Source organism: Lactobacillus paragasseri, from assembly GCF_003584685.1.
Lineage (GTDB): Bacteria > Bacillota > Bacilli > Lactobacillales > Lactobacillaceae > Lactobacillus > Lactobacillus paragasseri.
The window spans coordinates 1241306-1256489 of record NZ_AP018549.1; the positions used below are offsets into that span (position 1 = coordinate 1241306).

Annotated in this window: 17 protein-coding genes; 1 reads left to right on the forward strand and 16 read right to left on the reverse strand. The window is 35.6% G+C overall.

Translation table 11 applies throughout. The features are described 5' to 3' along the window. The 13 genes from LpgJCM5343_RS06000 to LpgJCM5343_RS06060 form a co-directional block, all read right to left on the reverse strand. Positions 1-297 (reverse strand): YggT family protein, encoded by a 297-nt coding sequence (locus LpgJCM5343_RS06000; RefSeq protein WP_003647107.1) that lies wholly within the window; start codon positions 295-297, stop codon positions 1-3. Further along, positions 297-731 (reverse strand): cell division protein SepF, encoded by a 435-nt coding sequence (locus tag LpgJCM5343_RS06005; RefSeq protein WP_003648605.1) that lies wholly within the window; start codon positions 729-731, stop codon positions 297-299. Before LpgJCM5343_RS06005 ends, LpgJCM5343_RS06000 begins: the two co-directional genes overlap by 1 nt. A gap of 18 nt (positions 732-749) precedes the next feature. Next, on the reverse strand, positions 750-2123 hold the full coding sequence (ftsZ, locus tag LpgJCM5343_RS06010; RefSeq protein ID WP_077958786.1) for a cell division protein FtsZ: 1374 nt from the start codon (positions 2121-2123) through the stop codon (positions 750-752). Between the two features lie 19 nt (positions 2124-2142). After that, the gene (ftsA, locus tag LpgJCM5343_RS06015) at positions 2143-3513 is read right to left on the reverse strand and encodes a cell division protein FtsA (protein WP_003648603.1); all 1371 of its coding nucleotides are present in this window, start codon (positions 3511-3513) and stop codon (positions 2143-2145) included. 64 nt (positions 3514-3577) lie between these two features. After that, a complete protein-coding gene (locus LpgJCM5343_RS06020; RefSeq protein ID WP_039156229.1) occupies positions 3578-4432 on the reverse strand; it encodes a cell division protein FtsQ/DivIB in 855 nt (284 codons plus the stop codon). 18 nt (positions 4433-4450) lie between these two features. Next, complete coding sequence (gene murG, locus LpgJCM5343_RS06025; protein ID WP_003648601.1) at positions 4451-5563, reverse strand: undecaprenyldiphospho-muramoylpentapeptide beta-N-acetylglucosaminyltransferase; 1113 nt, start codon at positions 5561-5563, stop codon at positions 4451-4453. A gap of 1 nt (position 5564) precedes the next feature. Then, on the reverse strand, positions 5565-6947 hold the full coding sequence (murD, locus tag LpgJCM5343_RS06030; protein ID WP_003648600.1) for a UDP-N-acetylmuramoyl-L-alanine--D-glutamate ligase: 1383 nt from the start codon (positions 6945-6947) through the stop codon (positions 5565-5567). Positions 6948-6954: 7 nt separating this feature from the next. After that, a complete protein-coding gene (gene mraY, locus LpgJCM5343_RS06035) occupies positions 6955-7914 on the reverse strand; it encodes a phospho-N-acetylmuramoyl-pentapeptide-transferase (RefSeq protein ID WP_003648599.1) in 960 nt (319 codons plus the stop codon). 25 nt (positions 7915-7939) lie between these two features. After that, positions 7940-10090: a penicillin-binding protein gene (locus tag LpgJCM5343_RS06040; RefSeq protein ID WP_101890801.1), complete on the reverse strand. Its 2151-nt coding sequence runs from the start codon at positions 10088-10090 to the stop codon at positions 7940-7942. Beyond that, positions 10090-10452: a cell division protein FtsL gene (ftsL, locus tag LpgJCM5343_RS06045; RefSeq protein ID WP_003647099.1), complete on the reverse strand. Its 363-nt coding sequence runs from the start codon at positions 10450-10452 to the stop codon at positions 10090-10092. The genes LpgJCM5343_RS06040 and ftsL overlap by 1 nt, the downstream gene beginning before the upstream one ends. Before the next feature lie 29 nt (positions 10453-10481). Further along, on the reverse strand, positions 10482-11429 hold the full coding sequence (gene rsmH, locus LpgJCM5343_RS06050) for a 16S rRNA (cytosine(1402)-N(4))-methyltransferase RsmH (RefSeq protein WP_048686454.1): 948 nt from the start codon (positions 11427-11429) through the stop codon (positions 10482-10484). Between the two features lie 5 nt (positions 11430-11434). Then, a complete protein-coding gene (mraZ, locus tag LpgJCM5343_RS06055) occupies positions 11435-11866 on the reverse strand; it encodes a division/cell wall cluster transcriptional repressor MraZ (RefSeq protein WP_101890802.1) in 432 nt (143 codons plus the stop codon). Between the two features lie 180 nt (positions 11867-12046). Continuing rightward, the gene (locus tag LpgJCM5343_RS06060) at positions 12047-12382 is read right to left on the reverse strand and encodes a DUF3397 domain-containing protein (protein ID WP_003648595.1); all 336 of its coding nucleotides are present in this window, start codon (positions 12380-12382) and stop codon (positions 12047-12049) included. 98 nt (positions 12383-12480) lie between these two features. On the opposite strand from LpgJCM5343_RS06060, the gene LpgJCM5343_RS06065 reads away from it, so the two are divergent. Continuing rightward, positions 12481-12609, forward strand: a complete 129-nt coding sequence (locus tag LpgJCM5343_RS06065; protein ID WP_003648594.1) for a DUF4044 domain-containing protein — start codon at positions 12481-12483, stop codon at positions 12607-12609. Positions 12610-12655: 46 nt separating this feature from the next. Here the strand turns inward: LpgJCM5343_RS06065 and mreD are convergent, their stop codons facing one another. From mreD to LpgJCM5343_RS06080, 3 genes are all read right to left on the reverse strand, one after another. Further along, the gene (gene mreD / locus LpgJCM5343_RS06070) at positions 12656-13189 is read right to left on the reverse strand and encodes a rod shape-determining protein MreD (protein WP_101890803.1); all 534 of its coding nucleotides are present in this window, start codon (positions 13187-13189) and stop codon (positions 12656-12658) included. Continuing rightward, complete coding sequence (gene mreC / locus LpgJCM5343_RS06075; RefSeq protein ID WP_039156214.1) at positions 13189-14040, reverse strand: rod shape-determining protein MreC; 852 nt, start codon at positions 14038-14040, stop codon at positions 13189-13191. Before mreC ends, mreD begins: the two co-directional genes overlap by 1 nt. A 64-nt stretch (positions 14041-14104) precedes the next feature. Then, positions 14105-15106, reverse strand: coding sequence for a rod shape-determining protein (locus tag LpgJCM5343_RS06080; protein WP_003648591.1), 1002 nt, complete (start codon positions 15104-15106; stop codon positions 14105-14107). Positions 15107-15184: the final 78 nt, after the last annotated feature.

Here is a 15184-nt window from a genome sequence, read left to right on the forward strand (position 1 = left end):
TTATCTAATAAGTACGTACCTAATTATATTTGCTATCCAATAAAGAACATAATTATTTACAAAATAAATTACTAATAAAGCTACCACTGGAGCAAAGGAAATTCCGGCTATTGGAGGGATGAAACGTTCAAATATCTCCAAATAAGGCTCGACAATTTTTCCTAGTACTCGACCAACTTTAGTTACAAGTAACCTTGGAATCCAAGTTAGTAAAGTATAAATTACAATCAGAAAGCTATAGATATTCAATAAATCAGAGATAATACGTAATATCCAGCCTACAATTGAAAATATCATTAATCCATTTTATCTTTCTTTTCAACTAATTCAGCAATTTTGCCATCAGTTTCAAATTTAGGTGGAGTTGCCAAAAAGATCTTATCGCCAACGCGCTGAATTTCACCGTTTAAGGCATAAACAGTACCAGTAATAAAATCAACTATTCTACGTGCCTGTTCATCATCCATACGAGCAAAATTAATAATAACAGCCTTGTTATTGAGAAGATTTTGAGCTACTTCTTTTGCATCGGAATATACACGTGGTTCGTACAATACAATCTTGCTAGTAGCACCTACGCCTGAATTGATAGAAACAACATTAGCTCTTCTCTCATTTTTTTGAGCTTGAGGAACTTCTTCCCCTTGTTGTTCTGCTTCAGAATATGGTGCTTCATTCATTTCATCATCTTCAGCAATACCAAAAAATCTGCCTAATTTGTCAAAAGCCATAATATTTTCCTCCAAATATTAATCCTGACGACGATGCTTGAAGAATGGAATATCATTGTCTGATTCATCATCTGCACTAGTTTCGATTTGAGAAATGCTAGTAGAGTCGTCTGAACTAAATGAATCGAACTCATCGTCATCTTTTTCTTCATTTTCTACAGGTTGTGGACGCTTATTTTCTTTTCTATCTTGCTTCCAAACGCTTGTGGGGTCAAGTAAAGTATCTTGAGATTCTTTCTTTTCTGCATTTACTTCTGGAGTAGCTGGAGTAGAAGTTTCGTTTGAAACTGTATTTTCAACTTTAACTTCTGAAGTTTCCATTGGTGAAGGAACTGTTTCAGTTTCTTCCTTCTTTGCAGGTTCTGGATTTACTACTTCTTGACGGCTTGGACGTGAAGGGCGACGCATTGGTTGTTTTGAAGCCTCTTCTTCTGCTTTTGAGTCAATTCCAGTAGCAATTACTGTAACTACAACTTCATCGCCCAAGTTTGCATTAATTGATGTACCAAAAATAATATTTACTCCATCACCAGCAGCTTTTGAAACAATATCAGAAGCATCTTGAGCTTCAAATAAAGTTAAATCTGGTCCCCCAGTAATGTTAAGCAATACTTGCTTAGCACCATCAATTGAAACTTCCAATAATGGAGAAGAAATAGCAAGTTTAGTAGCTTCAACAGTTCTATTTTCACCACTAGCACGGCCAATTCCCATTAAGGCTGCACCTTGATTTTCCATAACAGTCTTAACATCGGCAAAGTCAAGGTTCACATAGTCAGTTGAAGTAATCAAATCAGAGATACCTTGAACACCTTGACGAAGAACATTATCAGCTTCTTTAAAGGCATCCATCATAGGCGTCTTCTTATCAACCATTTCTAACAAACGATTATTAGCAATGATAACTAAAGTATCAACATATTGCTTTAATTGAGCAATTCCTTCTGCCGCATTTTTTGAACGCTTTGGTCCTTCAAAAGTGAATGGACGAGTAACTACTCCAACAGTTAAAGCGCCAGTTTCACGTGCGATCTTAGCAATTACTGGAGCAGCACCAGTACCAGTACCACCACCCATACCAGCGGTAATAAAGATCATATCTGCACCTTTAAGTGAGTCTTCAATTGTCTGTTGACTCTCCTCGGCAGCTTTTTGACCAACTTCTGGATGAGAACCCGCACCTAAACCACGAGTAAGTTTAGGTCCAAGCTGAATCTTGTTTTCTGCTTTATTGCTATTAAGAGCTTGTACATCAGTATTTGCAGCAATAAAAGAAACACCTTGTACTCCTTCATCAATCATTCGGTTAACGGCGTTACCACCGGCACCGCCAACACCGATTACTTTAATGACTGCATTTTTGTTGTCATCAGAATCGAAAGTAAAATCCATTTACTAAACCACCTTATTATTAATCAAAAAATTTCTTAAAGAATTCTTTGATTCCTTTTTTATTATTCTTATTATCATCATTCTCTTCAGACGTAGAGACCGTTGATGTAGCACTAGTCTTATTATAATCTTCTTTCTGCTCCATTTCACTAGGAGTTAGACGTCTTTTGAAAAATTTCATATTTTCTTGAGACGAAGATTGATTAGAAACAGGTGTAGCAACCTGATTTCCATAAATAACGCTGTTAACTAAATAGTCAATATCTGCCAAGCTATAAGCATAATTTACTACTCCATAGCCTGCTGCATACATTGGATTCCGTAGTCCCATTTGGTCAGGTTGAAAAATTCGAGCTTTAACGCCAAAATCGTCTTTTACAATATCGTCAATTCCTTGAAGTGCACTACTTCCACCCGTAATCACAACACCGCCCGGCAGGCTAAATGCATCATGAGACTTTAGTCCCTTTCCAATTCGACTAAAGGTTTGATCAAGACGAGCATTGATTATTTCACTCAAATACTCTTCATCAATCATCTTAGGAGCATTCTCGCCTACCACATTAACTGGAAATTGATTGTCACTAGAAGTTAAACTTGGATCAGCATATCCAAATTGCAATTTGATCTTTTCAGCTTCTTTTTTAGATGTATTCAGGACAACTGAGATATCATTGGTGATATCAATTCCACCTTCTAAATCAATTGTCGCGTACTTAATCTTATTTTCGTGAATTACAGTGGCTGTCGTTGAACCTCCACCTAAATCGAGAATAATTGTTCCAAATGTTCTCTCGCCTTCATCAAGAGCCACACTTGCAATTGCTAATGGTGTAGGAACAAAGAAGTTATTTTGATACCCTGCTCTTTCAATAGCTTTGCGAATATTGTGCAGGTCGGCACTAGGCGCAGTTAATAATATGCCATGAACTTCGAGAGAATGCGCGATCATTTTTCTTGGATCGTCCACATCCGTTTTTCCATCAATTAAAAATTTATTAGGTAAAAAAGCAATTGCTTCTCTACCATCTTTTAAAGCAGTATCGATCGCAGTTACTAAAACACGTTTTACATCGTTATCTGTAACTTCTCTACCATTTTCTTCAATATTAATTAATCCGACTGCATTCTCCAATTGTAATAAGCCTACTGGAATTCCAGTCACTACTCGATAAATTTTAGAATTTGTCTTTTGTGCTACTTTCTTTAAAACAGCACTGATACTTTCAGCAGTTTGATCAATATCAACTATTTTTCCATGCCGCATTCCTTTGGTAGGTCCATTTGCGGCACCAATAATTTGCATTTCATTTGATGCAGTGTCTGCGACAACTGCTTTTACGCTTGTTGTTCCTATATCCAAGCCTACAAGTAAATCAGTTTTATCCAAGGTAATGCCCCCAAAACATAACTATACAATAAATTTTAACATATGGCTTACATTCTCACTAATCTCAAGTCAGCCCTAATTTTACTTTTTCTGCTTGTGTTAGCGGCCTGCTATAAGCGCCAATTTCAAAGTCAATTACTGACGGTTCTTTAAGCTGACTCTTGATTTTGTCATAGTACTGTATCTTGCTTTTAATTGTTGAAAGATTTCCAATAACTATATTATTATCTTTCATTACTAAAACGATCTGTGTCGGTCTGCGCGTTTCACCACTCAGCATCTTTACCTGATCGCGAATATGTTGTGGGAGACTGGCATAAACCTTAATATCTTCGCTAAGAGAAACTTTCTGATTATATCCAATAAATAAAGGTTTATTTTTATCAATTTTGTTTTTATCAATCACCTGACTACCCACTTTTCCTGTAGCCAAAATTTTTCGATAACCTATCCCTTCATGGATATAACCAATAATTGGACGTTCTTTAATAGTTAGAATTAAATGATTAGTATTCTGTACACTCACCTGTACTTTTTCTATTTCAGGAAAAGCATCCGACAATTGCTTACTGTATTCTTTTCCTTTTAGTAAACAAAATACAATCTTATTTCCAGGAGAAATATTTGCAGTTTTAACTACCTGCTTACTATTTAACTCGGGTGCACCCTTCACCTGAACACTTGCTACATTAGCTTTTGGAGATACATAATAGCCCAAGGCCAAAATACAGCATAATGAAAAAAGAATTATAAATCCCAAGCGTGTTAACAAAGCATGTCGTCGTTCAGCCTGCAATTTAGTTAGTGAGGCAGAGACCCGTTTTTTCTCATTATTATTAACTTTATTTTTATAATCAATCCATCCCGATAATTCTTTTTTAGGATCTTTCTTGGTTATTTTATCTTTCTTTTTGGTCACATACCTCACTTCCTTTCATTATTTGTTTTTAATTAAACCTTCCATTACTGAAATTACTTGATCGGATGCATCCGGTACACCTAATCTCTTTGATGCTTCACTCATCTGTTTAGCATAATTTGTATCCAGCAGAATATGATCAATCGACGATACAAAATTATTTGGATTCAAATCATCTTCTGCAATCACTAGAGCAGCGCCTGCTTTTTCCATATCCATCGCATTCTTCATTTGATGATTATGAGTTACATTAGGACTAGGAATCAAAATTACAGGAACTCCAAGTGCAGTAAATTCGGCCAAACTAGTTGCACCTGATCTTGCTACAACACAAGTCATTTGTGGTAATAAACCTGGCATATTATCAATATAAGGTACAATTTTCACGTTTGAGCTAATTTTCTTGCCAGCCAATTTCTTTTTGACGTCACCATAATATAGTTGCCCAGTAGCCCAAATAACTTGATATGGCTTTGTTTCAAGTTCTGGAAGAGATTTTTCAACGATTTGATTAATTGCCAAAGCGCCACGAGAACCACCAAAGATCAGAACAGTTGGCATGTTAGGATTTAAGTCCCACTTTTTAGCAATATCAACGTTTTCTTTGTTTAGTCCCAGAACTTGCTGAGAGCGTGGATTTCCTGTTTTAACAAGTTTCTTTTTTTCTGAAAACTGCTTTGCAGCATCATCAAATGTGTAACAAATTTTATCGACATAATGCGCTAAGAATTTATTAGCTAATCCAACAACAGAATTAGATTCATGAATAATTGTTGGTACATGCATTTTGGCTGCTTCATAAACAATCGCACCTGAAACGTACCCACCAGTTCCGACTACTACATCAGGTTTGAAATCCTTGATAATTTGTTTGGCTTCTTTAGTAGCTTTAATGAAGAGCTCAATTGTCTCAAAGTTCTTTAAAGGATGTTTACGATCAAATCCTTTGATTTTTAATGTTCTAAAAGGAACTCCAGCTGCGGGAACGATCTTAGACTCTAATCCACGATCAGTTCCGACAAATAAGATCTCATCGTTTGTAACTAACTTACGTTCTTTCAAACGCTCGATTAACGCCATAATTGGATAAATGTGGCCACCAGTTCCGCCACCAGAAAAAATTACTCTCATTTTACTTAGTCTTTAATTCCTTAATAAATTTTACAAAAAAGTCTCCACGTTCTTCAAAAGTATTAAATTGATCCCAAGAAGCACATGCTGGTGAGAACAAAATAACATCTCCTGCTTCACTCAGTTCATATGCACGTGGAACAGCTTCTTGTAAAGTATTAACAATAACAATATCTTTAATGCCAGCTTTACGAGCAGCATCAGCTAAAAGATATTTAGTTTCACCATAAAGCACAATTGATTTTACATGTTTTTTAAATAGTGGGACAAGAGAATCAAACATAAAGCCACGATCTAATCCACCAGCAATTAAAACTTCTGGTTCTTTAAACGAAGGAATAGCTACTGTAGCTGCTTCAATATTAGTTGATTTTGAATCATTATAAATCTTACGATCATTGTAAGTCATTACATATTGCAGACGGTGTGTAGCACCAGTAAAAGTACTTAATGCATATTGAATATCACTATCGTCTGCACCCATCAATTTAGAAATAGCAATTGCTACTAGGCAATTTTGTTGGTTATGAATACCTGGGATCTTAATATCGCTGATCTTCATAATTTGATGATCATCTTTACTTTCAAGATATTCATCACCAATAAAATAATCTGCTGTCTTATCTGTTTCAGAAAATGTTTGGACTTTAGCTTTAGTTTTCTTTAATTCTCTGTCTAAAATATTCTTTTGATCAAAGTTAGCAATAAAATAATCGTTTTGATCTTGTGATTGAGTAATTCTTAGTTTAGCTTCAACATAATTATCAAAGGTCTTATGGTAATCAAGATGAACATTGTTGTAAATATCTACAATTGCTGCTACTTTAGGCTTAATATCTGTTACACCAAGCAATTGGAAGCTAGACATTTCTACTACAAGTAAATCTTTATTTGTAGCTTTTTCGACAACTTCTGAAATTGGCACACCAATATTACCAACTGCATAAGCGTGGCCACCATTTTTAGATAAATGATGATCCATAATCCTTTGTGTGAGCATGACAGTAGTCGTTTTACCATTTGAACCAGTAACACAAACATATGGAGCTTCACTTACATTAAGTGCAATCTCTGGTTCAGTGATAACTGGAATGTTTAGTTTTAGCGCTTTTTCAACCATTGGATTTTCATAAGGAATGCCGGGGTTTTTAACAAGATAGTCGAATTTTTCCTTATCAAAAATCTCTACTGGATGATGTCCCGAAATAACTCGAACACCTAATTTATCTAATTCGGCTGCGCGGTCATCATTAGATAAGTCCTTTTTATCATTTAAGGTAAGTTTAGCACCTAGCTTTAAAAGAAGTTTAGCTACTGAAAAGCCACTCTTTCCTAAACCTAAAATTAAAATATTTTTATTTTCATATGTTTTTATTTTTTTCATTTTAAAATTAACCCCAGATAATTAAATAAATAATACTTCCAATTAAACCAACAATCCAAAATACAATATCAACTTTCCATTCAGACCAGCCAAGCATTTCAAAATGGTGATGGATCGGTGTCATCTTGAAAATTCTTTTTCCAGTAGTTTGGAAAGAAATGACTTGCAAAATAACGCTGAGTGTTTCTAAAACAAATACAATTCCGATTAAAAGTAATGACCATGGCCGATGAAGGAAAATTGATACGGTTGCTAATCCTCCGCCAAGAGCTAAGGAACCTGCATCCCCCATGAAAATTTTAGCTGGTTTGTGGTTAAAAATAAAGAAACCAACTAAACCACCAATTACACTTAAAGTAAATGCAACAATTACCCAATTTCTTTCTTGGTAGGCAATCCAGGCATAAGTTGCGTAAGCAATAATAGATAAACCAGTTGCTAAACCATCTAAGCCGTCGGATAAATTAACTGCATTTGAAAATCCAACTAACCAGAAAAGTACAAATAAACTGAATAAAAAAGAATTTCTTACCATTCCTGCAAATGGAATATATAATTCAAAGGCAAAATGATCGCTAAATGCTAGGGCAATAATCAAAGCAGCAATGATAATTTGACCTAACAATTTCTGCCAAGCTTTTAATCCTAAATTACGTTTGAAATATAACTTAATTCCATCATCTAAGAAACCAATAATTCCATAGCCTAAAAAAGCGATAATTAAAATCCAAGTAGTCTTATTTAAATCTTTCTGCCAAATTAAAACCCATAAGGTGGAAATAACACTGGCAAGCATGAAGACAACTCCACCCATAGTTGGGGTACCAGATTTTTTCTCATGCCATTTTGGCCCTTCATCTCTAATCACTTGGCCTTCATGTTTCATTCGCATAAAGCCAATAAACAACGGTAAGAAGATAACCGTAAGAGCAAAACTACTAATGAACGGTATCAAAGAAAACTGCATTTTGTATTACTCCTTTAACTTTTTGTTATTTCAAGTTTACTGATAACTTACTATTTTTATCAATTACTTTTCCAGATGCAATAGATTGTTTTGTAACTTTCCCTTTTCCATTAATTGTAATTGGAATATCAGTTGTTGTCATAAAGCTATTAACCTCAGCTTCTGTCCACCCGACCATGTTCGGGCAAGTAACTTGACCACCGGTAAATAAGAAAATCTTATCATCCGTACCTTGTTTTACCCCGGCACTAACTGATTGACGACTAACTGTTTTGCCAGTTCCGATAATCTCAATTGAAACTCCAGCGTTGTTAGCCTCTTCTTTCGCTTTTTCAATACTTTTACCAGTTAAAGCTGGAACTGTTACTTTTTCGTTAACCTTTGCTGTCGAATCTGAAAGAGAAATCAAACGATTCATAATCGGCTTAAAAATGGAAGAAAGAATTGTTTCTGCTGGTTTAGACATCTTTTGAGGTTGCTTCATTGTTAAATAAACACAATAGCGTGGATTATTAGCAGGCGTTACACCAACTACAGAGAAAATATAGTTATTATCACCTGTTAAATATCCTCCATGTGGTCCAGCAATTTGAGCCGTACCAGTTTTAACAGCTATACTCTTTCCTGGCATCTTATAAGCAGCCCCTGTACCATAAGATGCATTCACGACATCTTGCATTCCCTTTAAGACAGTTTTTGCTGTCTTAGCAGAATAAATTGGAGCACCAACTTTTGTACGGTGGAATTTTTCTACTACTTTTCCTGAAGGAGAAACTATTTTCTCAACAAATTGCGGCTTCACCATTTGTCCATTATTTGCTAAAGCGCTATATGCTTGCATCATTTGCATCGCATTAACGTTAACACCCTGTCCAAATGCTGTAACTGCTTGGTTTAATGGGGTAGAAAAGTTTAAAATTCCAGCTGTTTCACCAGGAAGGGTTACTCCTGTTTTTTTGCCAATTCTGTATTTATTTAAATACTCTTTCCATGTCTTAGCTCCCATCTTTTGCTCAAGCTTTACAAACCCAACATTACTTGATCTTGGAAATGCTTGGCTAAATGGAATACTTCCCCAACCACTATTATTCCAGTCATGAATTGTTGATCCTTGAACAGTAACTGCACCAGATTTATATTGCTCATTAGGGTTGTAATTTCCACTTTCAATTGCACTTGAATAAGTCAAGACCTTAAAAACTGAACCTGGTTCATAAGAATCTTGAACTAGTATATTACGCCAAGAAGTATCTAAACCTTGTTTGGTCTGAGGGTTAAAAGTAGGACGCTGAGAAGCAGCCAAAATTTTACCAGTTTTGATATCTTCTACAACTGCTGTTAGCGCCTTCGGCTTATATTTATCTTGTACTTGAGACATTAAAACTTCCAAATAACTTTGGAGTCTTGAATCAAGCGTTAAGTAAATATTATCGCCATCTTGAGTTGCACGAGTTGTCTTTTGACCATTAGGTAATTGATAATTTTCTGCATCCACAAATGCTTCACGATAACCATCTTTACCCGCTAACTGTTTGTCAAAATAAGCCTCGATTCCCATAGTACCAACTAAATTACTTGTTCCCTGACTTTTTTGAGGTTGAGCTAAGCCAATAATATGCGAAGCAAAATTACCATTTGGATAAAGCCTAGATGGCGTTTCGACAAATTTAATTCCTGGTAACTTCATCGCCACAATCTTTTTCTTTTGAGACAATGTTAAGCCAGTACCCGCAGAACCAAATTCTACCTGAAAAGCCTTATGCTTCGGCGTCAAATATGAATATATTTTTTCTTCACTTAACGGAAGCACCTCGGCCAACTTTTGTGCGGTCTTACGTTTGTTTGTCACATACATTGGCTTATTATGATAATCAATTGAACTCTTGTCTAAAATTGCATATACAGTAAAAACATGGGCATCTTCTGCAAGAGTTAAACCATTTTTATCATAAATTGTTCCTCTCGTTGCTTTTAGAACTTCATTTCGCCGGTAAATTTGATTTACTCGCTTATTTAAATTCTCACCAGCAACCTGATTCGAAATACCTATATATAAAAATCTACCTATAAATACAAGAAAAACCAAAGCCAAGACTAGCTGGAGGATTCTCCCCACCGTAAAGCGGTAGCCGTGGGCTTTGGATCTATTTCTATTTAAGTTATTAAACTTTTTCATTAACGGACATTCCTAATGTTACTCTCAACCAAGTGCAAGCCTTGATCACGGGCAATTTTATTAATTCTAGTAGTTGACGTTAATTCACCAATCTCCTGACGAAGATCAGTGTTATGACTCTTTTGAGAAATTATCGTCTGCTCAACATTTGCTAACTGGTGCTGGGCACTAGTAGCAGAAATGCTGGCTGAAACCAATAAAATCATTAATCCTAATGTAATAAGTGAACCTAGAACGACTAAACTTTTTTCAAATGCTGTCCAAGGAACGCTTTTGGGATTAAGAACAATTGCTTTCTTTGGCTGCTCAGTCTGCTGTTGACTTTGTTGATAATTTAAATTTCTTGCTGAGCTATCAGCCATCTTCTTCTCCTTAAATATTAACTAAAAAACTATAATTTCTCTGCAACCCTTAACTTGGCACTGTGTGAGCGGTTATTTTCTTCTAATTCATCACTACTTGCCATGATAGGTTTGCGACTAATTAATCGCAATGTTGGTTTACTGTCAGCCGGAACCATCGGCATTCCGCGTGGTATCTCGACTTCAGAATACTTTTTAAAGATCTTTTTGACGATTTTATCTTCGTGAGACTGAAAAGTAATCACACTAATTCGACCACCCGGTCTCAATAGCTTAATTGCTTCTTCAAGAGATTCTTGCAATACACCTAATTCATTGTTAACTGCAACTCGAATTGCTTGAAAGCTCTTCTTAGCAGGATGCCCTCCACTTCGTCTTGCATATGCTGGAATTGCATCCTTAATTACATCTACCAAATCAAATGTAGTTACAATCGGTTTTTCTCTTCTTCGATCTACTATCTTTCTAGCAATCTGACGAGAAAACTTTTCATCTCCATACTTATACAAAATGTCACTTAGTTCTTTTTGTGACCAAGTGTTTACAATTGTATAGGCATCTAACTCTTGGCTTTGATCCATCCTCATATCTAATCGAGCATCAAATCGATAAGAGAAACCTCGTTCAGGTTGATCAAACTGCGGAGACGAAACTCCAAGATCGTAATATATACCATCTATTCCATCTGAAATTCCCAGCTCTACCAGATTTTCTTTCAAATGACAGAAGTTATCGTGAACCAGTATTAATTTAGGTTCAGCTCCTGGTTTCAATTCCTCAGCAAAACTTTCTTTTGCCATCGAAATTGCATATTCATCTTGATCAAATCCAATAACTGTTCCTCTATTCAACTTACTGAGTAGATATCGGGCATGACCGCCACCACCAAAAGTTGCGTCAACATAAAGACCATCATCTTTTGGATTTAAATTGTCTATTGTTTCGTGCAAAAGCACACTTTTATGCTTGAATTTCATAATTTTTATAACTCGATGTCATCCAAGTCTTCTGCGATATCGTCATAGTTCTCATTGGCTTCTTCTGAGAAATCATTCCAGCGTTCTGCTGACCAAATTTCAATTCGATTAGAAACACCAACGATCACACATTCCTTAGTGAGTGCGGCATGCTCTTTCAGTATCATGGTCAGATTAACACGTCCTTGCTTGTCGAACTCACTCTCCATCGCACCTGAGTAGAAAAGACGCGTAAACTTACGTGCACTTCTCTTTGTCAGTGGAAGTTTGGCTAACTTAGCCTCAATTTTTTGCCATTCTTCGATTGGATAGCCAAAAATACAGCCCTCCATTCCACGAGTAAATACCATCTTCTCGCCAATCTCGTCTCTAAATTTGGCCGGTATAATGAGCCGCCCTTTACTATCGAGATTATGATGATACTCGCCCATGAACATGGTCTAGCCCCCTTTCCAATGAATAATTTACCACACTTCCCCACTTTCTACCACAAGTTTTACACTTTTTATTTAGATATTCTGTTATTTTATGATAATCATAATTTTATCCAAAACAAAATGCCCTTATCACAAGGATAAGAGCACTTTGATTTTTAATAGAAAAAGTGGGGAAAAACGTTATAATAACAGCAAAATTAAGAGACCCACATACCAAACAATGGAAGAAGCAGCGAGATAATGCCACAATGTACCCAAAGTTTTTGCAACAGAAATATTTTTATTCTTGACAGCGGTATAAACAGAAACAATTACTACCAAAATAAAATATAATAAAAAGCCATAAGGCAAAAATGACGGTTGCTTAGTTTCTTGCGTCAAGAGCTGACAAGCTGCAATGAAAAAAAATGGTAAAATATCATAACCACTAAATTGAGCCTTAGGAAATAACTTCATTAAAAAAGCTGCAACGACGATCCCACATAAAGGGACTAAAAAGATAAGCAAAAAATTCATGAAAGACCTCCAATAAGTTTATTTTAAACTATTTCAATTAAATATAAAATTATAATTAAAATCATGGTAAACTAGAATTATTAATTTAGGAGGCAGCTATGAGAAAACGTAAGAAAAAATCCGGATTTCAGAAATTAACTATTGTTATGGCCTGGTTCATGGCAGTGATTACCCTTCTTGGTGTAGTAGCTACTGCCTTAATCGGAACTGGTGTCTTTCAATTTTAATTATTTTACGCAAAAAAGGAGTCGCAATCGTGCGACTCCTTTTTGTTTAAAAATAATATTCTTTTTTTAAAAATGGATACTCTTCAGCAAGTTTTATCCAAAACCAATAAGTACACAAAACTAAGATAAAACACCATAGCAAATTAGGTAAAATACTATTTAAAAAACTTGCAAAAGATAATTGTATTATCCCTACTAGATTTAATGTTAGATAAACATAAAAGCTCACACAGAGATAAACAACTAAACAAATTAACAAGCGAAACCAAAATACTTCAGGAAGAAAACGTGCACTCTGTTGAATAAGAAAACAAATTAAAGGAAATGCTACTGTATAGATACCAATCACGCCTAAATAGTAAAGGTCCGCAATAAGGCCTAAACCCAAACAAAGCCAGATATTGGCATCATTTTTATCATCGCATAGGGCTATTAAAGTAATCCCAACAACTGTCAGCCAGCAACTGCCAGAAAAGCCTCGATGAAAGATAAAAGTTTGTAAATTATAGGCTAATACTCCATCCAAAATTAGCGCCATAAATAAGGCAATGGCAACATACCATCGACGCAATTCTGCCATTACTCTTCAACCTTTCTTTTAATCACAGATACAACCGATGGATCATTAAGGTTACCAGCCGGCTGAATTTCAACAACATCTGATAAGCCAAAAGTATCTCGTGTTGTCTTTGTAACTGTTCCGATTAAAAGACCTTTTGGTGATAAACCACCCATTCCACTAGTATAAACTCGAGTACCTTTCTTTAATTTCTGCCCATCAACCACTTGTGTAAACGCTAATTGATTATTTCCTTCAACAGAAATCACACCATGCACCTTTTTACCATTAGCTGCATCAGCTTCTACAGCAAACTTATTTGTAGACTTATCAGTTGTAGTAATTAATTCAACTTTAGAAGTTGTACTATTTACCTCAACCACTCTTCCGATTACGCCTTTACCAGACATTACTGGCATATTTTTCTTAACTCCAGCTCGTGACCCTTGATCAATAACTAATAAATCTGACCAAGTATCAGCAGCACGAGAAATTACGGACCCATTGATGATAGTATAGTCGGTTAAAGTTTTCTTTAATTTTAGAGCTTGTTTTAATTGCGTATTTTCTGCTTCCAAAGAGCTGTTCCGTGCCTTAGTTTGAGCGAGGTTATCAATTTGTTTTTTCAAATGATCATTTTCAGCTTGAGTATTGAATAAATCTTCGACATTAGCCACCCCATTAGAGACCAAATTAATTGGCCAATTCACTACTCTTGTAACAATTGAAACTGTATCATTACCAATTTTTTGAACTAAGAATGGCGTTTCTCTCTTATTACGTAAGCGGATGGAAATAGACAACATACTTAAAACTAAAATAACTAGTACGAAAATTGTCAATAACTTTTTGTTTTTGAGAAATTTTTTCATCTACTACTATCTTCCTAATTTAAAAGTTAATAGAAAAAGACCGGCTTTTACGCCGGTCTCCAAATTAACGTCTCTTACGCATAACTTCAATATTTTTGAGAGATTCACCGGTACCAATTGCAACACAATCAAGTGGATCTTGAGCAATAAAGACTGGAACTTTAGTAGCGTCTGAAATAACCTCTGGTAAGTTCTTTAGAAGAGCTCCACCACCTGTTAACACAATACCATGATCAATAACATCTGCAGCGATTTCAGGAGAAGTTTCTTCCAAAGTTTCTTTAATCGCTACAATAATATTTTGAACTACTTCTTGAATTGCCTTTGAAACATCTACTGCCTCAATATCAATTGATTTTGGCAATCCTGTTACAAGATCACGACCACGGATATTCATTGATTCAATTTCTTTTGCCTTTTCAACTGAAGCAGAAGCAATCTGAATCTTAATTGTTTCAGCAGTTCGTTCACCAATTAATAAATTGTAGTTTTGGTGAATGTAAGTTGCAATTGCACTATTGAACTTATCTCCTGCCATTCTAGTAGAACGGGAGGATACAATACCACCTAATGAAATAGTTGCAACATCAGTAGTTCCACCACCAATATCAACTACCATTGAGCCGGTTGGATCCATAACAGGAAGACCAGCACCAATAGCTGCTGCAAATGGTTCTTCAATCACGTATGCTTCACGTGCACCTGCAACTCTAGCCGCGTCAATAACTGCTCTCTTTTCAACTTCTGTTACACCTGAAGGCACACAGATCATAGCAGCAGGCTTTGAATTACCCACAGTCTTTTCCATGAAATATTTAAGCATTGCAGCAGTTGTATCGTAATCAGCGATTACTCCATCTTTCATCGGACGAATAGCAACAATTGAGCCAGGAGTTCTACCAATCATTTCTTTGGCTTCTGAACCAACAGCAATAACTTCACCCGTTTGAGTATTTTTAGCAACAACAGAAGGCTCACGCAAAACGATGCCTTTACCTTCAATATAAACGAGTGTGTTGGCAGTTCCCAAATCAATCCCAATATTTTTAGATCCTAATCCAAACACGCAAAATCTCTCCTTAAATTTATCTCTTTAATTATTTTAGCCTAAATCGTATCTTTATTTAGTCTTAGATATTATAGC